This is a genomic window from Clostridium lacusfryxellense (genome assembly GCF_018861735.1).
In the GTDB taxonomy this organism is placed as follows: Bacteria; Bacillota; Clostridia; order Clostridiales; family Clostridiaceae; genus Clostridium_AD; species Clostridium_AD lacusfryxellense.
Genome location: NZ_JAHLEB010000067.1, coordinates 1 through 24014 on the forward strand (window position 1 = coordinate 1; position 24014 = coordinate 24014).

Genomic DNA, 24014 nt, shown 5'->3' on the forward strand with positions numbered 1-24014 from the left:
TGCTTTTTCCTTATTTATAAAGTGATTTTGCAGAGATAATCTGACGTAGATTACCTACTAATAATAGAAATAAAATGACGTTTCACTTAGTTATAATTTGACGTTTAACAATATAAGTTTGGAGATTAATTGAGTTTTTTATTCTTTGTGTTACTGCACATTCCGTTTTATATTCATCAACTCTCCTGATTTCATTTGTATATACATCTGAATCAATAAAGCGAATTATATTTCTCATAAATAGAGAAATATAATGTTTTATTTGAACACCATATTTTTCTCCTTTTAAATCCACACATACATTTATGATTTCTTCAACATTATCCTTTTGCAAAAGATCAAATTGACTCTCAGAAATATTATGTTTAACCTTATACTCATTAATTGCTTGTTCAAATTTTTCTAGAGACATATAATTATTATCTATTAAAGATTGAGCTAATAATAGATGTCCGAATTTTTCAGAGAGAAGCAATTCCTGTAATTGCTCATCCTTTAAATAGCCTTCATCTACAGCAAGTTCTCCAAAACGTTTATCAAGTTTTGTTTGCATTTGATGTATTAAATTAGCCTGCTGCGCATTCATATATCCTGCATTTATCGCTAAAACGCCTAATTTTAAGTGAGCTGATTGTTGATACTCTAATGCCACATTTAGTTGGGAATTAGTTAAATATTTTTCACTTAATAAAAATTGACCAAAGTATTGACTAAACATAGGTCTACCTCCTTACTTATTTCAAATTATGAATAATTTTATTGATTTGCTCTTTTTCCCAAGGTTTTTGTACAAATTCAAATGCCCCTGCCTTTATTGCCTCTTTTACATGTTCTTTTGTACCAGCGGACGATGCCATTACAACTTTTGCCTCATTATCAAATTCAATTATTTCTTTAACAGCTTCAATTCCATTTTTAAAAGGCATAATGATATCCATAAATACCAAATCCGGTTTATTTTCTTTATATACATCTATTGCCGTTTGTCCATTGTCAGCTTCTAAAATATCATTACACCCACAACTTTTTAATACCTCTTTAAGTTTTTTCCTAATTAACATAGAATCATCACATATTAACACTTTAAGAAACTCTCCCATAACTTTAACCCCTCCTCAAATAAGTTTAAATCAATCTACTTTTTATCTTTATCCCATATATATATCGTCTTCTTTTCCACTAACTTGAATATTTATTCATTAATTCTATTTTTAGCATAAAAAAAACTCACTTCAATTTTGAAGTGAGTTTTTTGCCAATATTTTATTCACCAAGATATGCACTTCTTACGGAATCGTTAGATAATAATTCCGCAGCATTACCTTCTAGAACTATTTTACCAGTTTCTAAAACATATGCCTTATTTGCAATTGAAAGCGCCATATGTGCATTTTGTTCTACTAGTAAAACTGTAGTACCTGACTTATTTATTTCTTGTATTATAGAAAAAATATTTCTTACTACGAGTGGTGCAAGTCCCATAGATGGTTCGTCTAATAGTATTATTCTAGGCCTTACCATAAGAGCTCTTCCCATAGCGAGCATTTGCTGTTCTCCACCACTTAATGTTCCTGCCATTTGTTTTATTCTTTCTTTAAGTCTAGGAAATTTGTCAAAAACCATCTCATAGTCTTTTGCTATATTGCTTTTATCTTTTCTAATATAAGCTCCAAGCTCAAGATTTTCCATAACAGACATATTTGCAAATATCCTTCTTCCCTCTGGAACATGTGCTATGCCTAACTGTGAAAGTTTATAAGCAGGAGTAGTATGAATTGGTTTACCTTCAAATATTACTTCACCAGATTTTATAGGTATTAGGCCTGATATAGCTCTTAATATCGAAGTTTTCCCAGCTCCATTAGCACCTATAAGTGTAACTATTTCTCCAGCATTTACATTTATACTAATATCATGCAATGCATGTATTGCACCATAACTTACATTTAACCCCTCTATTTTAAGCATCGACTACCTCCTCTCCAAGGTACGCCTCAATTACCTTAGGGTTATTCTTTATTTCATCAGGTGTTCCTTCTGCAATTACTTTACCATAATCTACAACTATTATTCGCTCGCAAACGCCCATTACAAGTTTCATATCATGCTCAATTAATAGAATTGCTATCTTAAATTCATCCCTTACCCAATTTATGAGCTCCATTAATTCATGAGTCTCCTGAGGATTCATACCAGCTGCAGGTTCATCTAGTAATAATAATTTGGGCTCTGCAGCAAGTGCCCTTGCTATTTCAAGCCTTCGTTGTTCACCATATGGCAAATTACATGCAAGCTCAGCTCTTTTCCCATCAAGATTAAACACTTTTAGAATTTTAAGCGCCTTTTCTTCAATTTCAGCTTCCTCCTTATTAAACTTTGGAAGCCTAAATATAGAATGGAACAAATTATATTTAACGTTATAATTAAATGATATTTTAACATTATCTAAAACTGTTAAGTTTTTAAAAAGCCTTATATTCTGGAAAGTTCTAGCAATTCTTTTTTTAGTAATTTCATAAGGTTTTATGCCTTGTATAAACTCTCCATTAAATTCAATAGTACCTGATGTTGGAGCATAGACTCCTGTTAACATATTAAAAATCGTAGTTTTCCCTGCTCCATTCGGTCCGATTAAGCCAACAAGATCATGTTCTTCAAGGTTTAGTGAAAAATCAGAAACAGCTGTAAGCCCACCGAACTTTATTGTAAGTTTATTTGCTTTTAGTAGCTGCATCATTTACCACTTCCTTTTGAAAATTTATCAAATACGCTCATGGATAATTCTTTTGTTCCCATTAAGCCTTGTGGTCTAAATCTCATAATAAGTATAAGCGCTAATGGATATATAATCATTCTATAATCATTTAAGAATCTTAGACCTTCTGGTAGAATTGTAAGTATACCCGTTGATAATACACTACCTGTAAGACTTCCCATTCCACCCATAACTACATAAGTTACAAAATCTACTGATTTTAAGAAGTTAAATTGTTCTGGTTTTATATACATCAGATAATGAGCGAATAGTCCGCCTGCAATACCTGCAAAGAACGAACCAATAACAAACGCCATTATTTTATACTTTGTAGTATTAATACCCATAGCTTCTGCTGCGATTTCGTCTTCACGAACAGACATCATAGCTCTTCCTTGCGAAGAACGTCCTATATTGTAAATTATTAAAATGGTAAATACCATTATAAAAAATACCCAAGCAAAATTCGTTTTAGGTGGTATTCCAGAAAGTCCTCTACCGCCTCCAAGCGAATCTATATTTGTAATTACAACTCTAATTATCTCTCCAAAACCTAAAGTTGTAATGGCAAGATAATCTCCCTTGAGCCTTAAAGTAGGTAGCCCAATTAAGAGCCCAATTACTCCAGCAATTATCCCACCAAGGAGTAATGCAATAGGGAACGGCATACTAGTATTTATTGATAGCATCGATGCTCCATATGCTCCTATAGACATAAATCCTGCATGTCCTAAAGTGAGTTGCCCTGTAACACCAATAATTAGATTTAAACTTACTGCTAGGATTACATTAATACAAATTAAAATTAGTATTCTTGAATAGTATCTGTTCAAAATTTCTGTATCCATTAGAAAACTTAAAATAAAAAATAATATAATAGAAGCCACAAGTAAAATGATAGTATTTCTAAATTCCTTTTTCATATCTACACCTACACTTTCTCTCTGGTTTTCTTACCTAAAAGTCCAGAAGGCTTTACAATTAAAATAATGATAAGAATTGAAAATGCAATAGCATCTGAGTAACTAGAAGATATATAAACCTTACTAAAGGTTTCAACTAGACCCATTATTAGTCCACCCCATAAGGCACCTGGTATTATACCAATTCCGCCGAGTACTGCTGCAACAAAAGCTTTTAGACCTGGCATTATACCCATATATGGATCTATACTTGAATATAAAATCCCAACAAGCACACCTGCAGCTCCTGCTAGTGCTGAACCAATAGCAAATGTTATAGATATAATAGAATTAACATTAATACCCATAAGCGCTGCTGCATCCTTATCAAAGGAAGCCGCTCTCATTGCTTTTCCTGTTTTAGTTTTGAAAACTATAAATTGAAGTATTACTACTAGCAAAATCGATATTGCTATAATTATAATTTGACGATTATCAATGCTTAAACCAGCAAAATGAATTACCTTTTGTGGTAAAAGAGTCTCTGGATACGTCTGTGGATCAGTAGTCATTTTTAATCTAACTAAATTTTCAAGAAGTACCGACATAGCAATTGCTGTTATTAATATAGATAACTTTGGTGAGTTTCTTAGAGGCTTGTACGCTATCTTTTCTACAATTACACCTGCTAATGCTGCTCCGCCCATGGCTATTAATAATGTAGGAATAAAACTAAGGTGTAGATGGGTTGCAGCAAAAAATCCAAAATATGCTCCAACCATGAAAACATCACCATGAGCAAAATTTATAAGTCCAATAATTCCATATACCATTGTGTACCCTATTGCAATTAATGCATACACAAAACCAAGTGATAGTCCATTGATCGTCTGTTGTAAAAATTCCATTTACCTTCCTCCATTTATCATTCTTTAGAATATATGTAGGTATACTTCACCATATGTACTAGCGAAGTATACCTATCATTTACTTTATTAAGGTACTAGTTTCTTTACAAAATTAAACTTGCCTGCATCAACCTTTAATATTACTGCCCCTTTAATCGCATCTCTATTTTTATCAAAAGATACTTTACCAGACACTACTTCAAGATTAGTTTTTGAAAGTGCTTCTTTAATACTAGGTCCATCTGTTTTACCAGCAGTTTTTATAGCTTCAACCATAATTTTTGCAGCATCATAATTTAAAACTGCCATAGCATCTGCATTTAAGTTATATTTAGCTTTATATTCCTTTTGGAATTCAACTACGAGTGGTGCTGTGTCGTCTGCTGAATAATGATCTGATAAATAACATCCATTAACTGCATCTCCGCCAACCTTAAATAATTCAGCAGAATCCCAACCATCTCCACCTAGTAGTGGAACTTTTATATCAATAGCTCTTGCTTGTTTTGCTATATTACCAACTGTTGAATAATAATCTGGAAGTAATATTACATCTGGTTTTGTTGGTTTTATTTTTGTAAGTTGTGCTTTAAAGTCCTTATCATTGGTAGCATAAGTTTCTTTCGCAACAATTTTCCCTCCTGCAGCAACAAATCCTTTTTCGAAGAATTCAGCTAAACCTTTAGAATAATCATTTCCATTATCATACAAAATAGCAGCTGTCTTAGCCTTTAAATCTCCTGATGCAAATTTGGCTATTACTGTTCCTTGAAAAGGATCTATAAAACAAGCTCTGTAAACATATTCTCCGCCTTTTGTAGTAACATCAGGGTTTGTTCCTGATCCAGTTATCATTGGCACTTTACTTTGAGTAGCTATTGGTCCAAGTGCTATACAAGATCCACTAGTTAATGGTCCAACTATTGCAACTACATTGTCATTACTTATAAGTTTTGTTCCAACAGTTGTTGCAGTATCAGGTTTACCTTCATCATCTTCGAAAAGAAATTTAATTTTACGTCCGTTGATTCCGCCATCTTTGTTAACTTGATCTTCTAATAACTTTATACCGTTTTGACCAGACTTTCCAAAAGATGAAACGGGACCAGTAAGTGGTAATACAACCCCAATTTTGATATCGCCTTCAGTATCTGATTTCTTAGCTGCGCAACCTGCAAATATACCTGCCGTCATAGCCATACATAATAATAATGACATTTTCTTTTTAAACATTTGATAGACCCCCCTAAAGTATACTGATTTAAACCTTTTAATAAGTAAAATTATATGAACTAATTGTAAACCAACAATATTTTATGAATGTATAATTAATTCATAATTCATATTTCTTAATTTTTATTAATAATATCACATAATTAGATGCATATCAATACTATTTCGTTAATATTTCAGATTTTTAAGATTTTTTTTAAAATTTTTCTTGCAATTATTTGATTCTATTTTGTAAACTTTTCTAATTTATTGCTTTTCTACTCAGATTTCTTTATGTTTATTAAGATTTTGCCCTTTTGAAATGCTTTTTATTCCACTTCTTGTTATATAATGACTAATAAAATAATTAATTATTCATATATTATATTAATAAAATTAAATTAAATAACTCTTTAGTTAGATTATTATAAAATATTACTTATAAAAAAAAGAGATTGCAATTAATTTTTTTACAATCTACTCTTTTATTAAACCCTACTATTTTATTAAACCATATTATTTTATTAAACCATATTATTTTATTATAATATTATTTTAAGAAAATGTTCTTTTTTATAATCATAGTTTTTTTTATAAGTCTCATTAAGTTGATTATTTGAATGTTGTGATATACGTGGTTCCTTATTCCCCTCTATGTCTATCAATGAAGTTATTATTGCAGCATGGAATATTATATTTCGATAATTTTCATAAAATATTACATCTCCAATTTCAAGTTCATTTACATCTTGTACTTCTTGCCCTTTAATTGCATTCCTCTTTGTACTTTGATTCATTTTTAAATACCAATATAAGGAGTGAGCTACACCCCAGCAAATTGAAGCTTTACCACTCTGATACCACCAAGGCCTAATATTGTTTTTATCCATGGGAGCTCCTCCCGCCTTTAAGCATTGAGAAACAAAGTTAGTACAGTCCCCACCGTTTCCATTAATGAATTTAAAATATTTATAATTTTCATTTGGATCAACTGCATATTTTACAGCATAATTCACAGCCGACCTTCTATTATATTTATTTAACATAAATATTACTCCTTAAAAGTTATAATTAAATTATATTATGCTGCACTTCCTTATTGTTTACATTTTTTTCTTTATATTTCAAGGAAATTTAAAGTTTAAACTGGCGATCCAAAAATAGCCACATACTGATTATCCAAAATAAATACATTATCTTTCCATTTCATAGTATTCATTACATACCCTAATGAATCTGCATTATATCTTCCAGCTATTTTTTGATATGCCAATAGTTCATATACTTTATTTGAATCGAAATCTACGGGATACAACCCACTTAACGGATTTACAAATCCATTAATAGGATTTTTTAGTTTCCCATTGGAATCATATATTTCATTTAAATAATCAGAATCCCTATTAGATATATCAATAATGTATTTATTATTATTTTCGTGGCTTATAACCTCCACCTTGTAGTTATCCTTATACGTAACATCATATTTATATTTTTCATTATATAAATTAAAGTCAAATAATAACTTTACCTTCTTATTAATAAAGGAATATATATAGTAGTACATAATTGCACCACTACCACCTGAATTTATTCCTATCAATATATCATCTACACGTTCCCCTGTAAAATCTCCCAAAAATAACGAAGGGTCGTATCCTGCATTTTCACTTAGTGATATACTCGTAACCCTACCCGTGACTCCATCCTGAATTAGAAGAGTGATATCTTGAACAAACGGGCTATCTTGCGTCTTTATCCCAGTTAAATATGCATTATCAAGTACACCATCACCGTCTACATCACCTCTAGCATAAGACACAATTTTCGGTTTTATCATATTAGCTCTATTATAATAATTATACATAGCAGCTCCTTTTCATTATAAGCTTTATGTAATATATTATGATTTAAATTATAAATCGTTCTAATTTTTATATTTTAAACACAGCAAAAAAAATACTGAGTGATAACACCCAGTATTTTAATAATTGCTATTTAAATTAATTGTCTTCATAAGAAACTGGTACATTATTTATTCCAAGTTCTAAAGCGGCTGCATATTCATCATAACCTGACACAATTACAAGGCTACCTCTTTTAACAACAATAGGTTTGTTAAACTTATTATTATTTTTCATGAAATTTATTGCTTTATTTTTTGAACGTTTTATTGATAAGTCTTCATTTTCATTTACTAATTTTGAAATATCCATTATTTCATCAGTTCCAGTTGGCATTTCAATATTTAGATCTATTTGTCCATTCTCGTCTTTTAACAAATGAAATATTTTTATTGAAGTTGCCTCTACTGAAATAAAAGGTGTTCCTTTACTATTTACACATGCTTTAAGTTCACCTTTAATTACAAAATAATTTACATCCTTCATACCTACTACTGCATCTCTCCAATAATCTTTTTTTACAATTACTCTATAAACTGATTCTTTATCATCATAAGTCCCTACTTTAAATAATAACTTAACATCTCCATTCTCTAACCTATTTGTTTTGACAGGTAACCCCTTAATTATAATCTCACTTTTATTCATAATTGAATTCTCCTTTTACTGTATATATTTTTTTAAATAAACCTCAGATATCTACTAATTATTCTCTAAATATAAAAAAAATAAAACACCTAGAATTCTAACGATTCCAGGTGTTTTTAATTAAATTATAATTTAATTCCATATTAATTTTAACGTTAGTAAATCTACGTGATCTTATATTAATCATATGCTTTTCTATTATAGAAATTCTATCATTATAAGTTAACACAGACTTCACCTCATTCACTAAATTAAAAGAAATTATACATAACGAAAAAATCTTTTTATATTTTTACCAATGAGTTTATTATATCATTATAAAGATGAAATTACAATTTTACATCATTACCACAAATTAATCTATTGTATATCTCCGTATTCTACCAAATTAAATTTAACATGGGCTTTTATTGTTGATTCCTTATATGCTGTATGCCAATCTACACTTTTAAAGTAGCTGTTATTCTTACCTCTTATCATATCACCTATACCAATAGGATCACTTCCTATCTTTTGCATGTAACCGATCAGTTTCTGACAATCTTGTTGAAGTTGTTGCTGTACATGCTCATTTAACTTTTTAATTTCTTTTTCATCGTTTAAATTATCCCATTTATATTCATCTGCATACCCTGAAAAATCCAAATAAATATCTACTACAGGTTTGTTCTTCTGAATTGAAATCTTTACTTTTTTACTATTTTGATTGAGTTGAATCGCTGAACTTTGTTTTTCACTATTATTTTCTCCAGTTTCAGTTGGAATACTCGCATTGTATGTATATTTTTTATGTTTTAATGTTTTCATCATTGACATTAAGAGTCCATTATCTTGTGCATTTATTGTTCCAACCATTTTTTTATTAGAAAATAAGGCTGACCCCTTAACCTCAATAGATTTTTCATTGATTTTTATTAATGGAACAATATTATCAATACCTGGGGCCATACTTATCAAATCATAACTAAAAATTCTTGTTTCATTGGTGCTTGCCGTGCTAACCGAACGTTCAAGAAGTGCATTTATATATATAGATGGTCTAGGTTTATCCGTAAAATTTTCTTCTGCCTGATGCATTAAACTTCTAGGACTACCCTCAACAACCACAACCCAGGCAAGAATTGCATCTGAGGGATCCCTTTCAAATATCGAATTAATATCAAATATACGTCCTTGTCCAGCAAGTTCTTGAGAAAATAAAACTATTTGGATTTTGCCTGCTAACATATTCTTTCCTGACCTTCTATTTACATTGTCCCTAGCTATCCTTGTTAAATTTGCTTCAGTATCAAATATTTCACCTTTAGCAGTAGTAACATCTGAATCAACCACTGGCATAGCATAGGTAAGTTTCAAATTTCCTTGAGCAGCTGTTTCTATACCTACTATTGTCATAAATCCAGTTTTCTCTACTAATACTTGGTCCCAGCAACCGCATAATATAAATGGAATAATCAACAATAAAACAAATATTTTTTTTCTCCTTCTATACATGAGGCTTCACTCCTTTTTTACGTATAAATGAAAATAAATAGCATATAACTAAAAACGCAGAAAATAAAGCTCCTGATATCATCATGATATTGCTATATTTTTCAATACTAGAGATACTTTTGGGTACATCACTTAACAATATAGTTAATGCAGTAAATACAAATAGATACCTAGCTTTTTTATTTAGATTTAATAGCTTATTTATACTATAATAGGTTATACAAAAGTATCCCCTAGTTGTCATTGCCATTACTGGTAGCCACATAGCTATAAATAATATATCCATTCTTTCGATTATTGGAGCTCTATATGATCTAGCTAGGCTAATTAACGGATACAAAGTCTTTTTCAGCATTTCTTCTCCAAAAAAAGATGTAGTAACTAAAAGGAGTAATATACAAAAAATAATGGTAATTATATTTGAACCTATAGCATATTTCATAGCCTTTTTTTTATTAGTAATCTCTGGATATATAACTGAAATTACCTCATACCCTAGGAATGCGAAAACACAGGGACTAAAACTTGCTTTTATTCCTTCAATTCCGCTTTGACCAATTGGTAGTAAAAAATTAAATCTCAGGTCTTTAAATACAAGAAAAAACAAAAGGCAACTAAAACTTAGGGAAAGATATATCGTAAGTGAAAATCTGGCTACATATTTTAATCCATACCAAACTAAATAGCAGGTAGGTATTAATGAAAAAACACATAGTATAAATGTCGGAGTTGACCTCAATAGATGAACATGTATTACATTTGTATAACTTCTTAAATTTACGCATGTACTGTACCATAAATATAAAACTATTAGTAAATTTAACACCCCCCCTAGGTACTTTCCGTATAAAAACTTGTTAATTTCGTATATTGATTTATTATTATACCTATTCAAAAGCCTTATAATTATTGAAATTACAGCAATTACTAGTATGCCATATACAAGTATTGAAATCCAGCCATCATGACCGCAAGTCCTAGCTAAATAAGCGGATAAACTAAGAGCCCCTGTACCAATTTGAATTGATACAATAAACCCCATTAATTGACCAGAGGTAATCTGATTTTGGCGACTATCCATTTTTCTTACCTCTTTCCTTATCTAGTGGTTTTGCTATATCAGGCCTTTTCTTTAAGAATCTAATTGGTGCCCTTATATAGGTATCTTTTAAATCACCAAACTTAAAAGGTAATATAGGTTGAAAATAAGGTTCTCCAAGAGAATCTAATACTAACAAATGAGCAAGTAATGTTACCATAGGAACTACTACTCCTAAAATACCAAATATTGCTGAGCATATCATAACGATATATTTAATAAGTCTAATAGAAATTCCCAAATCATAAGTTGGAGTAGTAAAACCTGCGATGGCAGAAGCAGCAACTATTATTACCATAAGATCACTTGCAACACCTGCTTGTATCGCTGTTTGCCCTATTACGAGTCCTCCAACAATACTCACAGAGGCAGTTATAAAAGATGGAAGCCTAATCGAGGCTTCCCTTACGGTCTCAATCATAAATTCTATCAAAAACGCTTCAATAACAGGTGGAAAAGGCACCTTTGTTCTAGATTGTGCAAGTGAGACAAGTAAAGGTAACGGTATCATGTAATAATGATAAGTAAGTAATGCAATATATATGCCTGGAAGAAATAAAGCTATTAATATTGCCATAGTACGTAGTAACCGTAAGTAAGTTGCTCCAAGCCAATGGGTTGTATAATCTTCGGGAGTTTGAGTAAATGCATGGAAAGTTACGGGGGCGATCATTACAAATGATGTTTCTTGAAGCATTATAACAAATTTACCTTCTAGTAATCCAGCTATTGCTTTATCCGGTCTTTCTGTGGAAAGGTATTGGGGAAAAATAGAATTGGGATGGTCTGCAATAATCTGTTCTAAATACCCAATTGCTATTAAACTGTCAGTATCAATTTGATTGATTTTGTCAGATATAATTTGTAATAAGTTAGGATTAGCTATATTATCAAGATACGCTACAGAAATTGTTTGGTGTGACAAACTTCCAATAGTAAAATCCTTGAATTTTAGATTGGGTGTTTTTAATTTCCTTCTAATAGTAGCTATATTAGTAGCCATGTCTTCAATAAAACCATCATGGTCTCCTCTTACGCTTTTTTCGCCTTCTGGCTCGCGTATACTTCTTTTCTCATATTTTTTTAGTGTACATGAAATTCCACAATTTAATCCATCGCATATAAAAACAGCATTACCAGCTAATATATCTTGTATTAGGTTATCAATTACTAATGGGAATGTTAATCCTGCTACTGGGAGTTTATTCGGAAGATATTTTATCTCATCCATATCTAACTTTTTTAAATTAAGTAAAGGTGTCATAAAATCTCTTTGAAAAAGATCTATATCACATAAACCTTGAACAAAAAAGAAACAACCTTCTTTCCCAGAATTCAATATAACTTTTCGCCTTACAATATCAGGACAATCTTTTAATGTGTCATCCATTATGGTAAAATTCTTTTCATACTCATTATATAGGTTTACATTTGTGTTATTATTTTCAACCATTTTACATCACCATTATTAGCATTCTCAATATATAAAATATTATACTTAAATTGTGTTTATGATAGTTCAAAAAACACTAAAGGTGGATATATTAAAATAATTTTAGAAATCATTTTTATATAGCCACCCTATCTTTTCCTTTAATAATCATATATTATCTATTATTAATATAACCTATCATTTTCTAATTCTTAAAGCTATGTATAGGTGCCGGAATTCTACCACCGCGATTAATAAAGTCGGCACTTGAGAATTCGCTTACCTTCATAACAGGTGCGCGTCCAAGAAGTCCTCCAAATTCTACTGAGTCCCCAACCTTTTTACCCGGTGCAGGTATAAGCCTCGTTGCAGTAGTTTTATTATTAATCATTCCAATTGCACACTCATCAGCAATAATTGCTGAAATAGTTTCTGCAGGTGTGTCTCCTGGAATTGCAATCATATCTAAACCAACTGAACATACACATGTCATAGCCTCAAGTTTCTCTATGTTTAGAGCACCTTTTTCTACGGCTTCAATCATTCCTTCATCTTCACTTACAGGTATAAATGCTCCACTGAGCCCCCCAACAGATCCTGAAGCCATTATTCCACCCTTTTTAACTGCGTCATTTAGCATTGCTAGTGCACAAGTCGTTCCATGAGTTCCGCATACTTCAAGTCCCATTTCCTCTAGAATTCTAGCAACACTATCCCCTACAGCAGGTGTTGGTGCTAATGATAAATCTACTATACCAAAAGGTACATCTAACCTTTTTGCAGCTTCAATTCCAACTAATTGACCCATTCTTGTTATCTTAAATGCTGTTTTCTTTATTTCTTCAGCTACAACTCCAAAATCAGCACCTCTTACTTTTTCAAGGGCAACTTTTACTGTACCTGGTCCACTTATTCCTACATTTAATGTACACTCAGCTTCTCCAACTCCATGAAAAGCACCTGCCATAAAAGGATTATCATCTACGGCATTTGCGAATACTACGATCTTTGCGCAGCCAAGTCCATCTCTATCTGCAGTGAGCCTCGCAGCTTCCTTAATAATTTGTCCCATTTGGCGAACTCCATCCATATTAATTCCAACCTTAGAACTTGCAACACTTACAGATGAGCATACTCTCTCAGTAACCCTCATAGCCTCAGGTATAGATGATATCAGTCTATGATCACCAGTAGTATATCCTTTATGAATTAATGCAGAAAATCCTCCAATAAAGTTTACTCCGAGTTCATTTGCAATTTTATCCAGCATTATAGCATATTCTACATAGTTTTCATCCTGAGAAGCTCCCGCTATTAGAGAAATAGGAGTAACTGAAATTCTTTTATTAATTATTGGAACTCCATATTCTAGTGCTAAATCTTCTCCTACCTTAACTAAATTTCCAGCAAGTCTCATAATCTTTTCGTAAATTCTCGCTCTTGACCTTTTGCCATCAAAGTCACAACAATCAAGCAAAGATATTCCCATAGTAAGTGTTCTAATATCTAATTTTTCATGATCTAACATTTTTACCGTTTCCATTATTTGATTAATATTCACTTTTTACCTCCTAAACAAGATGCATTGAATTAAATACATCTTCATGTTGAATTTTTATTGAAACATTTAAAATCTTACCTTTTTCTGTTAATATTTCATTTAATTCCTTTAAAGAAATATTAATACAAGATAAATCTACAAGCATTACCATTGTAAAAAATTCATTCATAATAGTTTGATTAATGTCTAAAATATTAGCATTTTTTTCAAATAATAGGGTTGATACATTTGCAATAATACCCGCTTTATCTTTTCCAATTACAGTTAACACAGCCTTCATTTTATTCCCCTCCGTTTTTTAATCACAAAAAAAAGCCGAATAGATAATACTCGACCCTTGAAATCAATATTATCCCCTGTCCTTTTTACCTGAGAGTTTCATAAGTTTTCACTAATTCAATTAGCGAAAACTTACTTTCTCCTTCGGTGCTCAATTAGAGTCTCTCCAAGGGCTCGTCCTGTAACAGTCATATCTATGCGATACCTAAAAATAAAATATTTTTTTGGTGTATAGATTTACTCTATACTCTTCTGCTACAATCATCCGAACTATTTAGTTGTAAGTTATTAATAGTATAATAACAGTTTTATTAACTAATATCAACATTTATAATTAAATTTAAAATTGATTTAAAATTTTATCATACATTTTCAAAGTAAATCTTACATGAGTCCTGGTAATATATTTTGGAATAATGATAAAATCGATGCTACTATGAGCACAGTAATACCAGATATAAATCCTGGAATAGTCCACGCTCTAATGGTATCACCAACTGATATTTTAAAGAATCTGCTAATAGCCCAAAATCCAGAATCATTTGGAAGTGATAATCCCATACCTCCACCACAAATAGCAATTGCACATAATATTGGAGAAACCCCCGATGTTGCAATTGTTGTCGCAAGTATTGATGATGTTGTTATAAGTGCTACTGTTGTAGACCCTTGTGCACAACGAATGATTTGAGAAATCATAAAACAAAGGACTAAAACTGGAATACTATACCCTGATAGAGTTTTTGCAATATAATCTGCAATTCCTGTAGCTTGAAGCACTTTACCATATGCTCCACCTGCACCAGTAATTAAGAGAATAAGACCTACTTGGTCTGCTGCAGTAGTCATTACATCTGAAACACTTCTGCTAATATAAGGTTTGGAAACTATTGCAGCATAGATAACTCCAACGAGCATAGCAACATTTTTGTCCCCGAAAAACTTAAGAAAAGGTGTTATTGGATGATTTTCACCGAGAATCATTGTACCAAAGCTTCCCAATAAAATAAGTAGAATTGGAACAAGGAGTAAAGAAAGCGATTTTATGAAACTTGGTCTTTTTTTATTAGGATCTGATTCTATCTTTTTATCTTCAACTTCTAAATCATCAAATGAGTAAGTGTGGTTATTTTTATGATCTACCTTGTCTAAATGTTTCGCATACCAAACTCCAGCAACCATTGTTGCAATAAATGCACAAACTAACGAGTAAATAAAGAAAACACCTACGTCAATTTTTAATGATTCAGACACTGCAAGTGGTGCAGGAGTTGGAATAACCATAGCATATGTAGCTGTGGTTGCTATAGATATACTACATGCATATGCTACCATAGAAACACCAGTCTTTTTAGAAAGAACTCTAAGCATTGGTGCAAACATTATGTAAACTACGTCACCGAATACAGGAATACCTGTAATGAAACCGGACAAAGCAACAGCCTCTGGAGTTCTTTTTTCTCCGAATTTTTTTAATATTGTGTTAGCCATTACTTCAATGCCGCCAGATTCGAACATAAATGATCCAAGCATAACACCAAGACCTGTGACTATCCCTATTCCTGCAAGAGTTGAACCAAATCCTGCTGATACTGTGCTCCCAATGTCACTCACCGGCATACGAACAAATACAGCAGTAGCTATAGCTGTAAGCAATAATGCTACGAATGCATTTAGCTTAAATTTAAGAATTGTTACTAATAAAACAACTACCGACAGTAAAAATACTACAATTAATAATGGACCTGTTAACATAAAAATTCCCCCTAGAATATATATTTTAAAGTTGTAATCGTTTATTTAATTGCTCAGTAAATAAGCTACAATGTGAATTAAGAGAATTAAAAAATTATATTCTCTTAATCTATTCACACTATAAGCATTAATTTAAATTATATTATTTTTTATCAAGATACTACTCCATATATCCGCCCTTCATAGGGGACACAGCATATTTAGTATAAATTCTTAGTACACCCTTTGTATGCTTCGATACTGGTTTTACCCATCTTCCTTTTCTATCTATTAATATTTTATCAATTTCACTTAAGTTTTTCTCTTGTCCCTTAACTCCGATAATATTAATTGATCTTGCTGGGATATCAATTTTAATAAGATCGCCTTCTTCAACAAGTGCTATAGGTCCACCTTCACTTGCTTCTGGTGATACATGTCCAATAGCTGGTCCTCTTGTAGCTCCTGAAAATCTACCATCTGTTATCAGTGCTATAGACTCAACTAATTCAAGGTCTGATGCAATGGCTTCCGTAGTATAGAACATCTCAGGCATTCCTGAACCCCTAGGGCCTTCATACCTTATAAATACTGCATCACCTGGCTTAATTTTTTTAGTTAGAACTGCTTTAATTGCATCCTCTTCACAATCAAAAACTCTTGCTTTTAAGACCACTTGTAGTAGCTTTTTAGATATTGCTGAATGTTTAACAACTGCACCTTCTGGTGCTAAATTACCTTTTAAAATTGCAATAGCTCCTTGTGCTTGAATTGGATTTTCTTTGGTTCTTATAATATCTTCTTTTTTCACTTCTAATATTTTAAGAAACTCATTACATTTCTCATAAAATCCATTTTTCTTTAAATCCTCAAGATTTTCCCCTAGTGTCTTTCCAGTAACAGTTAGTACATCTAAATTTAAATATTCTTTAATTTCTTCCATTACTGCAGGTACTCCACCAGCATACCAGAAATATGATCCAGGGTAGAATCCACTTGGTCTAATATTTAATAAAAATGGTATCCTTCTATGTATTTCATCAAACATTTCAGGTTTTATTTCTAAACCAAGCTCATGTGCAATTGCAGGGATATGAAGTAGTGTATTACTAGAACCTGCGATAGCCGCATGTATCATTATTGCATTTTCAAAAGCTTTAATTGTCATAATTTGAGATGGTTTAATGTTCATTTCAACTAGCTTAAGTGCATGCTGCCCAGCTAATTTGGCAATAGATTTAAGTTCATTTGATGTAGCAGGAACTAAAGCTGTTCCAGGTAATGCCATTCCTAATGCTTCCGCCATTATTTGCATTGTAGAAGCTGTTCCCATAAACGAGCAGGCGCCACAACTTGGACATGCATTATGTTTATAATAATTGAATTTTTCCTGTGTTATTTCTCCTCTTTCAAATTGGGCACTATATGTACCAATTTGCTCAAGGGTTAACATATCTGGGCCGGCATTCATTATTCCTCCTGGAACAAATACTGCTGGCATATCAAGTCTTGCAATCGCCATAAGATGTGCTGGCACTGATTTATCACAACTTGTAATAAATACTCCTGCATCATAAGGCGTTGCCTCAACATGTATTTCAATCATATCTGCCATAATTTCTCTAGATACTAAAGAATAATTTATTCCATCATGCCCTTGCGCTTCACCGTCACAAATATCTGTAACAAAAAACTTAGCTGGTCTTCCACCCTCTTCGTATACTCCCTTGCACGCCTCTTCAACCAAAGTATCTAAATGTGCACTTCCTGGGTGACTATGCCCAAAACTACTTTCTACAATAATTTGTGGTTTTTCTAGGTCTTCAAGCTTCCATCCTGCTCCAAGCCTTAATGAATCTATTTCAGGTGCTTTGTTTCTTAATTCTTGACTTTCTAACATTATTAATCACCTCATATATAATTAGTTGTATGACACTTTGCTTAGTTTAACAGAAAACAAGCTTGCATTTCTTCGTTTTAACCGTTATTGTATGACAACTAATTATATATTAACAACTAATCACGTAATAGTCAATACGTTTTCAATTAAAAATTGTAATCGTTATTCTTTATTCTTTATTCTTTATTCTTTATTCGCGATAGGTTACTCTCTTGCTAATAAATCTTTTATTGTTCTTTCTATATGTCTCCTCGAATATAAACTAGCAAGTTCTGAGTCATTACTTTTTATAGCATCTAATATAAGTTTATGTTCTCTTATTCCACCAGATGGTCCTAAATTTTTATACGATTCCTTTTGATGATATTTTAAAATATTCCTAAATACCTCTTCTACTTTTATAATCAATATATTTCCTGCACCTTCTGCTACTTTCATGTGAAATTCTAAATCCATTTCAGTAAATTTTTCCATATCCTCCTGAGATTCAACCATCTTCTCGTAACATAGTTCAATTTCGCTTAATAGAGATGGCGTACACCTTTTAGCACATAACCCAGCCGTTTCAGCTTCCATTATCTGTCTAAATTCTAAGACATTCATGTAACTGTCTGTATCAAGGCTAATCATAGGTATTAAATTATTCAAGAAAAGATCAACCTTTAATTCACTTACATAAGTTCCTCCACCATGTTTTTTACTGACTATGTTTAATGTTGCTAATTTTTCAATAGCTTCTCTAACAGATACTCGACTTACCTTAAACTCATCCACCATCTGAAGTTCTGACATGATTTTGCAACCAGCTTTCCATTCCCCACTAAATATCTTTTCCTGTATTTTATCAAAAACCTTATCACTAGTTCTTATATTTTTCATTTTATTTTCCCCCTGAATTTATTCATAAATTTTCATTTTTTAAATATACCACTATAATTCTAAATAATTGAATTATATACGTGTAAATCGAAATTATACTTATCTATCTACTATAATAACCTATATAACAGACTATTAAACTTTATTATAATAAAAATTAAGCAGAGATTTCTCTCTGCTTAATTTTTTTGATTTATTTCTATATTATATATCATTGGTTATTTTTATTAATCAGACACTCCCTCATTTAATGATGATTTAGTAAATCTTATTTTTGATCTCTCATTTAATTTTTCCTGCAAAGAAATTAGTGCAGGTGTAACTATAGGAAGTAAAACCATACTGAGTAATAATAATCCAGTTACAACACTTATAGCAAGTTCCATTAAAACATGAATATTTGATGGATACAATGTATCAAAAGTACCTGCAAGTATTATTGATCGTTTACAGTGAATATATTTTAAATAAACCAAAAAATAAATAGCAACAAAAACTATTTCAGTTTTTGTTGCTAAATACATCAAAATTCAAGTTATTAGATTATTTGATTAGCGTCAAATGTTCCTTGCGTAGATATATTAGAATTATATACATGTTCAATTCTAGGTAATGATATTCCTAAAGTCTCTCTAAGTACATCTTCTACTGTTTCTACTGCTTTTATTGTTAGTTGACTTTTAACTTCTTCTGGGACATCCTTTAAATCAACTAAATTCTCTTTTGGAATTAATATCCTTGTAATCCCAGCCCTTTGAGCTCCTATAAGTTTTTCCTTAAGTCCACCTATCGGTAGCACTGCTCCTCTTAATGTAATTTCTCCTGTCATTGCAAGTTTAGGATCCACTTTTTTGCCAGTAACTAGGGATGCAAGTGCTGTAAATAATGTAATTCCTGCTGATGGACCATCTTTAGGAACAGATCCTGATGGAACATGAATATGAAGATCTCTTTCCTTAAAATTAATTGAATTCATAGGTAACCTTGACTTAAGAAGACTTAAAGAGATCTTTGCAGATTCTTTCATAACATCTCCTAGTTGCCCAGTTAGTATAACTTGTCCATTTCCTATCATGTCAGTAGCTTCAATAAAGAGGATTTCTCCACCTACCGAAGTCCATGCAAGTCCTGTTACAACTCCTGGTGGGTTATCTTTTTGAGCCCTATCATGACTTGAAACTTTTCTTCCAAGTAGATCATCTAACGCTTCTACAGAAACAACAAAAGGTAACTCTCCCTTATGTGACACAATCTTTTCCGAGGTAATTCTTGCAAGTGTTGCTAATTGTTTTTTAAGACCACGAACCCCAGCTTCAACTGTATATTCACTAATTATTTTTCTAAGAGCCTCATCTTCGATAACTAACTGCTCACTATTTAATCCATGTTCTTCAAGTATCTCAGGAATTAAATGTTCTTTTCCAATATGGAATTTTTCATTCATTGTATAACTAGATATTTGAATAACCTCCATCCTATCAAGTAATGGCCTTGGAATACTCTCTAGTGAGTTAGCAGTTGCTACAAAGAATACTTCTGACAAATCATAAGGTAAATCTAAATAATGATCAGTAAAGCTATTATTTTGCTCTGGATCTAATACTTCAAGTAATGCACTTGCTGGATCTCCATTATAACCAGTCATTAGCTTGTCTACTTCATCTAAAACCATTACTGGGTTTATTACTCCTGCTTTTTTAATACTTTGAATAATTCTTCCTGGCATTGCACCAATATAAGTTCTTCTATGTCCCCTTATTTCAGCTTCGTCACGTATTCCACCTAAACTAAGTCTAATATATTCTCTTCCTAATGCCTGAGCAATGCTTTTACCTAAACTTGTTTTCCCTGTACCAGGAGGTCCAACTAGTAATAAAATAGAACCTTTTTTATCCTTTTTAAGTTGCATAACAGCTAAATGTTGAATAATCCTATCCTTAACCTTATCAAGTCCATAATGTTGATCATCTAGTATTCTTCTTGCTTCTCCTAAATTTATAACTTCAGGTTCAGACTTTTTCCAAGGAAGTTTAACTAATAGATCTAAATAATTACGTATAACATTATATTCAGCACTAGATTCACTTTGTCTTTCTAACTTTTCAAGTTCATCCAAAGCAGCAGTTTTTATGTCGTCTGGCATTTGAGCATCTTCAATCTTATCTAAATAACTTTTATCTTTACCAGTGCCTTCGTTTTTACCTTCATTTAATTCACTTTGAATAGCCTTTAATTGCTCTCTGAGTACTGATTGCCTGTAATTTTTATTAGCTTTTTCAGTAAATTTTTCTGCCATCTCAAATTGAAGTTTTAAAGCTTCCTTTTGTTTTAAAAGATAATCCATAAACTTTAGAATTCTTGCCTTTAAAGATTGAGTTTCAACTAGAACATATTTTTCATCATTTGATAGTGGCATAAATTGAGTAAGGTGTGCTATTAGCTTATTTATATCTTTTTGTTCCTCGATCATCTTCATAAATTGGTCTGAACCTTGGAATTTTTCGCTAACTTCGCGAGTAACGTTTTTCACATATTCTAGCATTTCTTCTTGGCTTTGTTTTGTAAGATCAACATCATCTGACGCTACCTCAAATTCTACTTGGATAAGATCATTTGTAACATCAATTGACTTAATTTCTACTCTTTCTGCCACTTTAATTTTCACTTGATATCCTTTATCTGTTTTTTCAATTCCTTCTACCTTGAATGAAACTCCAACTAAATAAAAATCTTCTTGTTTTAACTGGCTCTGGTTAAAGTTTTGTTTTAAATATAATGCAATACTAGTTTGATCTTCCTTTGCTAATCTTTGAAGTTCTTCTTCACTAATGTTATCTAATTTTAATGTATAGTTAGTTCCTTCTAGTAAAACTATATTTGAAACAGGAATTGCTATTCCCTCTCTAATTTTCTTATCTAAGTTCATCATTATAATCATCCTTTCTTTTACAATTTTATAAGTGAACGTTCATTTATCAATTTTTCAAATAATAGCGAGACACCTTTGCAATTATCTTTTCACAAAATTCTCTCGTTTTTATTTAATAAATCAGTTTACTCCAAATCTTTAATAATTATAGTAACAATGCGTCCTGTATAATCATAATCATTTCTTCTAGTAAATTATCTTGTTCAACATCACTTGTACACTGCTTAATTGCAATTGATTTTACTGGATAAAAAAGTATTGCTACTAAATTATCGTTTTGAAAATCTTTAAGCACCTTCTTATCTTTCATTTCCTGTAGCAAATCATTTAGATTTTTTATACCTTTCCGCTCTAAGCAATGACTAGCTAAAGCTGGACAACTTGAAAATTGATCTACAAAATGAAATATTTCTCCATTTTCTTGAATGTAGTTGTAATAACCTCTAGCAAGCATTTCAATAAGTTGATGCCCATCCATGTCCTTATAAATCCTACTAAGCAAATAATCAAAAATCTCTTCTGAATACTCGTGATATATATCTTGTAACATAATCTCCTTATTCTCATAATAAATATAAACTGTGGCTGGAGAAACCCCTGCCTCTTTAGCAATCTTAGAAATAGAAGTACCATGAAAACCTAATTCAAGTATTAATTTAACAACTGCTTCTTTTATACTTTTCTCTTTTTCATCATCTTTTTTTCTCATTTATCCACCTCTATTAATTCTATAATAAACGACCATTCATTTATTGTCAAGCTGTTTTTAAAAATATATTATCTAAAACTGATTATTCTGTTTAATTTATTAATCTGTTAATTTATTTATACTTTCTTTTATTTTTAATGTTTTCACACTTTTAAATAAAAAAACTGCGGTTAACGCTGTTGCAATAATGTCTGCACACGGTTGTGAAAACCATAATCCATCCAGTTTGTAGAACAATGGAAGTATAAGAATAAGTGGTATTAGTACTATTACCTGCCTTAATATGCTTAAAAGCATTGATGTCTTCGCCTCATTTATCGCTTGAAAATAGCTTGCTCCTAAAAGTTGAAACCCTAAAATAGGTAAAAATATTAAATCAATTCTAAGCCCACGTGCCCCTAGATTTATTAAAGCAGGATTATTATAAGAAAACGCCCCTATAAGCTGCTTTGCAAATAGTTGTACACCTATAAAGCCAATTATAGCAAGTAAAGTTCCGAAAGTTATGGCCAGCTTTAGAACCTTAAGTACTCTAGGGTATAATTTAGCACCATAATTATATCCTATTATAGGTTGGATGCCTTGGCTTATCCCTACTATAGGCATAAATATAATCATGGATATACTATTCAGTATTCCCATTGATGCTATTGCAAGATCCCCTCCATAAGTGTAAAGACCTTTATTATATAATATAGCTACTAGACTTGATGCAATTTGCATGGAAAACGGAGCCACGCCAATAGCAAAAATATCTTTTATAATTTTTTTATCAAGTTTTAAATTCATTTTCTTTATTTTAAGCACACTATTACTATTTTTAGATGTAAAATATTTAACTACTAATATGGTATTAACAATTTGTGAAATTATAGTTGCTATGGCAGCACCTCGAATTCCCATATTTAAAACGAATATGAATATTGGATCTAATATAATATTAATAATTGCGCCAAAAACCATTGTTAACATTGCTATTTTAGGATTACCCTCTGCTCTAATTATATTATTAATTCCGAACCCTATATTCTGAAAAACGGCACCCATAATTATGATTTCTATATATTCTTTAGCATAAATAATGCTATTTCCACTTGCCCCAAATAATATTAAAATCTTGTCTAAAAATAAAATTCCAACTATACTAAGTACCAATGAAATTATAGTTATAAGTACAATAGCGTTTCCTAAAATATCATCAGCGGCTTTGAGATTTTTCTCCCCAAGTCTTATTGATATAACTGCACTAGCACCTATTCCAACAAGCATTGCAAAAGCCATTATAATAACTGATATTGGAAATGTTATAGCAAGACCCGAAAGTGCATATGATCCTACCCCTTTAATATGACCTATGTATATTCGGTCTACAACATTATATAAAGCATTTACAATCATTGCAGTTATAGCAGGCACCGAAAACTTAAAAAGTAGTTTCCCTATACTTTCTGTTCCTAATTCTTTTGTCTGGTTCATAAAAAACTACCCCCTATATTATTTTACATATTTTCTAGTATACCATAAATATATGTATTTAAAATCATTGTACAATTAGCTATTATATACGGTAATAATCGGTTGATGGTCATGCACCATTGAAAATACTATATTAACTACCTACATTGATTAGAAATATGCCATTGTCTCATTGATATTTAACTTGAAAAAT

At 31.3% G+C, this 24014-nt stretch carries 22 protein-coding genes and 1 riboswitch; all 22 genes read right to left on the reverse strand.

From position 1 onward, the window contains the following. Nucleotides 1–82: 82 nt before the first annotated feature. Nucleotides 83–718: a hypothetical protein gene (locus tag KPL55_RS22785; RefSeq protein WP_216309058.1), complete on the reverse strand. Its 636-nt coding sequence runs from the start codon at nucleotides 716–718 to the stop codon at nucleotides 83–85. Nucleotides 719–734: 16 nt separating this feature from the next. Further along, on the reverse strand, nucleotides 735–1100 hold the full coding sequence (locus tag KPL55_RS22790) for a response regulator (RefSeq protein WP_216309059.1): 366 nt from the start codon (nucleotides 1098–1100) through the stop codon (nucleotides 735–737). A 163-nt stretch (nucleotides 1101–1263) separates the two neighbouring features. Further along, complete coding sequence (locus KPL55_RS22795; protein WP_216309060.1) at nucleotides 1264–1968, reverse strand: ABC transporter ATP-binding protein; 705 nt, start codon at nucleotides 1966–1968, stop codon at nucleotides 1264–1266. Further along, a complete protein-coding gene (locus tag KPL55_RS22800; RefSeq protein WP_216309078.1) occupies nucleotides 1961–2734 on the reverse strand; it encodes an ABC transporter ATP-binding protein in 774 nt (257 codons plus the stop codon). The genes KPL55_RS22795 and KPL55_RS22800 overlap by 8 nt, the downstream gene beginning before the upstream one ends. Further along, nucleotides 2734–3678: a branched-chain amino acid ABC transporter permease gene (locus KPL55_RS22805; protein ID WP_216309061.1), complete on the reverse strand. Its 945-nt coding sequence runs from the start codon at nucleotides 3676–3678 to the stop codon at nucleotides 2734–2736. Before KPL55_RS22805 ends, KPL55_RS22800 begins: the two co-directional genes overlap by 1 nt. A gap of 8 nt (nucleotides 3679–3686) precedes the next feature. After that, a complete protein-coding gene (locus KPL55_RS22810) occupies nucleotides 3687–4565 on the reverse strand; it encodes a branched-chain amino acid ABC transporter permease (protein WP_216309062.1) in 879 nt (292 codons plus the stop codon). Between the two features lie 87 nt (nucleotides 4566–4652). Then, nucleotides 4653–5798 (reverse strand): ABC transporter substrate-binding protein, encoded by a 1146-nt coding sequence (locus tag KPL55_RS22815; protein WP_216309063.1) that lies wholly within the window; start codon nucleotides 5796–5798, stop codon nucleotides 4653–4655. Nucleotides 5799–6319: 521 nt separating this feature from the next. Continuing rightward, nucleotides 6320–6823 (reverse strand): amidase domain-containing protein, encoded by a 504-nt coding sequence (locus tag KPL55_RS22820; protein WP_216309064.1) that lies wholly within the window; start codon nucleotides 6821–6823, stop codon nucleotides 6320–6322. A 95-nt stretch (nucleotides 6824–6918) separates the two neighbouring features. Further along, nucleotides 6919–7644 carry a YybI family spore inner coat protein gene (locus KPL55_RS22825; protein ID WP_216309065.1) on the reverse strand — a complete coding sequence of 242 codons (726 nt, stop codon included), beginning with the start codon at nucleotides 7642–7644 and terminating at the stop codon, nucleotides 6919–6921. A gap of 136 nt (nucleotides 7645–7780) precedes the next feature. After that, entirely contained in the window at nucleotides 7781–8329 is a 549-nt protein-coding gene (locus tag KPL55_RS22830; protein WP_216309066.1) for a hypothetical protein, read from the reverse strand. 360 nt (nucleotides 8330–8689) lie between these two features. Further along, nucleotides 8690–9823, reverse strand: coding sequence for a Ger(x)C family spore germination protein (locus KPL55_RS22835; protein ID WP_216309067.1), 1134 nt, complete (start codon nucleotides 9821–9823; stop codon nucleotides 8690–8692). Further along, nucleotides 9816–10904, reverse strand: a complete 1089-nt coding sequence (locus KPL55_RS22840) for a GerAB/ArcD/ProY family transporter (RefSeq protein WP_216309068.1) — start codon at nucleotides 10902–10904, stop codon at nucleotides 9816–9818. Before KPL55_RS22840 ends, KPL55_RS22835 begins: the two co-directional genes overlap by 8 nt. Continuing rightward, on the reverse strand, nucleotides 10897–12375 hold the full coding sequence (locus KPL55_RS22845) for a spore germination protein (RefSeq protein ID WP_216309069.1): 1479 nt from the start codon (nucleotides 12373–12375) through the stop codon (nucleotides 10897–10899). The genes KPL55_RS22840 and KPL55_RS22845 overlap by 8 nt, the downstream gene beginning before the upstream one ends. 184 nt (nucleotides 12376–12559) lie before the next feature. Then, a complete protein-coding gene (locus KPL55_RS22850; RefSeq protein ID WP_216309070.1) occupies nucleotides 12560–13915 on the reverse strand; it encodes a PFL family protein in 1356 nt (451 codons plus the stop codon). Nucleotides 13916–13925: 10 nt separating this feature from the next. Further along, complete coding sequence (locus KPL55_RS22855) at nucleotides 13926–14195, reverse strand: ACT domain-containing protein (RefSeq protein WP_216309071.1); 270 nt, start codon at nucleotides 14193–14195, stop codon at nucleotides 13926–13928. Nucleotides 14196–14261: 66 nt separating this feature from the next. Next, nucleotides 14262–14374, reverse strand: a riboswitch (glycine riboswitch). A 204-nt stretch (nucleotides 14375–14578) separates the two neighbouring features. After that, nucleotides 14579–15949, reverse strand: a complete 1371-nt coding sequence (locus tag KPL55_RS22860) for a GntP family permease (protein ID WP_216309072.1) — start codon at nucleotides 15947–15949, stop codon at nucleotides 14579–14581. Nucleotides 15950–16109: 160 nt separating this feature from the next. Further along, nucleotides 16110–17828, reverse strand: coding sequence for a dihydroxy-acid dehydratase (gene ilvD, locus KPL55_RS22865; protein ID WP_216309073.1), 1719 nt, complete (start codon nucleotides 17826–17828; stop codon nucleotides 16110–16112). 204 nt (nucleotides 17829–18032) lie between these two features. Then, complete coding sequence (locus KPL55_RS22870) at nucleotides 18033–18707, reverse strand: FadR/GntR family transcriptional regulator (protein WP_216309074.1); 675 nt, start codon at nucleotides 18705–18707, stop codon at nucleotides 18033–18035. 227 nt (nucleotides 18708–18934) lie between these two features. Beyond that, on the reverse strand, nucleotides 18935–19231 hold the full coding sequence (locus tag KPL55_RS22875) for a hypothetical protein (RefSeq protein WP_216309079.1): 297 nt from the start codon (nucleotides 19229–19231) through the stop codon (nucleotides 18935–18937). 14 nt (nucleotides 19232–19245) lie between these two features. Continuing rightward, on the reverse strand, nucleotides 19246–21636 hold the full coding sequence (lon, locus tag KPL55_RS22880) for an endopeptidase La (RefSeq protein WP_216309075.1): 2391 nt from the start codon (nucleotides 21634–21636) through the stop codon (nucleotides 19246–19248). Nucleotides 21637–21781: 145 nt separating this feature from the next. Continuing rightward, a complete protein-coding gene (locus KPL55_RS22885; RefSeq protein ID WP_216309076.1) occupies nucleotides 21782–22345 on the reverse strand; it encodes a TetR/AcrR family transcriptional regulator in 564 nt (187 codons plus the stop codon). A gap of 99 nt (nucleotides 22346–22444) precedes the next feature. After that, nucleotides 22445–23821: an MATE family efflux transporter gene (locus tag KPL55_RS22890; protein WP_216309077.1), complete on the reverse strand. Its 1377-nt coding sequence runs from the start codon at nucleotides 23819–23821 to the stop codon at nucleotides 22445–22447. Between the last annotated feature and the right edge of the window lie 193 nt (nucleotides 23822–24014).

Coding starts and splice junctions, on each gene's coding strand:
- KPL55_RS22785 (WP_216309058.1), bottom strand. CDS start 718: ATGTTTAGTCAATACTTTGGTCAATTTTTATTAAGTGAAAAATATTTA.
- KPL55_RS22790 (WP_216309059.1), bottom strand. CDS start 1,100: ATGGGAGAGTTTCTTAAAGTGTTAATATGTGATGATTCTATGTTAATT.
- KPL55_RS22795 (WP_216309060.1), bottom strand. CDS start 1,968: ATGCTTAAAATAGAGGGGTTAAATGTAAGTTATGGTGCAATACATGCA.
- KPL55_RS22800 (WP_216309078.1), bottom strand. CDS start 2,734: ATGCAGCTACTAAAAGCAAATAAACTTACAATAAAGTTCGGTGGGCTT.
- KPL55_RS22805 (WP_216309061.1), bottom strand. CDS start 3,678: ATGAAAAAGGAATTTAGAAATACTATCATTTTACTTGTGGCTTCTATT.
- KPL55_RS22810 (WP_216309062.1), bottom strand. CDS start 4,565: ATGGAATTTTTACAACAGACGATCAATGGACTATCACTTGGTTTTGTG.
- KPL55_RS22815 (WP_216309063.1), bottom strand. CDS start 5,798: ATGTTTAAAAAGAAAATGTCATTATTATTATGTATGGCTATGACGGCA.
- KPL55_RS22820 (WP_216309064.1), bottom strand. CDS start 6,823: ATGTTAAATAAATATAATAGAAGGTCGGCTGTGAATTATGCTGTAAAA.
- KPL55_RS22825 (WP_216309065.1), bottom strand. CDS start 7,644: ATGTATAATTATTATAATAGAGCTAATATGATAAAACCGAAAATTGTG.
- KPL55_RS22830 (WP_216309066.1), bottom strand. CDS start 8,329: ATGAATAAAAGTGAGATTATAATTAAGGGGTTACCTGTCAAAACAAAT.
- KPL55_RS22835 (WP_216309067.1), bottom strand. CDS start 9,823: ATGTATAGAAGGAGAAAAAAAATATTTGTTTTATTGTTGATTATTCCA.
- KPL55_RS22840 (WP_216309068.1), bottom strand. CDS start 10,904: ATGGATAGTCGCCAAAATCAGATTACCTCTGGTCAATTAATGGGGTTT.
- KPL55_RS22845 (WP_216309069.1), bottom strand. CDS start 12,375: ATGGTTGAAAATAATAACACAAATGTAAACCTATATAATGAGTATGAA.
- KPL55_RS22855 (WP_216309071.1), bottom strand. CDS start 14,195: ATGAAGGCTGTGTTAACTGTAATTGGAAAAGATAAAGCGGGTATTATT.
- KPL55_RS22860 (WP_216309072.1), bottom strand. CDS start 15,949: ATGTTAACAGGTCCATTATTAATTGTAGTATTTTTACTGTCGGTAGTT.
- ilvD (WP_216309073.1), bottom strand. CDS start 17,828: ATGTTAGAAAGTCAAGAATTAAGAAACAAAGCACCTGAAATAGATTCA.
- KPL55_RS22870 (WP_216309074.1), bottom strand. CDS start 18,707: ATGAAAAATATAAGAACTAGTGATAAGGTTTTTGATAAAATACAGGAA.
- KPL55_RS22875 (WP_216309079.1), bottom strand. CDS start 19,231: ATGTATTTAGCAACAAAAACTGAAATAGTTTTTGTTGCTATTTATTTT.
- lon (WP_216309075.1), bottom strand. CDS start 21,636: ATGATGAACTTAGATAAGAAAATTAGAGAGGGAATAGCAATTCCTGTT.
- KPL55_RS22885 (WP_216309076.1), bottom strand. CDS start 22,345: ATGAGAAAAAAAGATGATGAAAAAGAGAAAAGTATAAAAGAAGCAGTT.
- KPL55_RS22890 (WP_216309077.1), bottom strand. CDS start 23,821: ATGAACCAGACAAAAGAATTAGGAACAGAAAGTATAGGGAAACTACTT.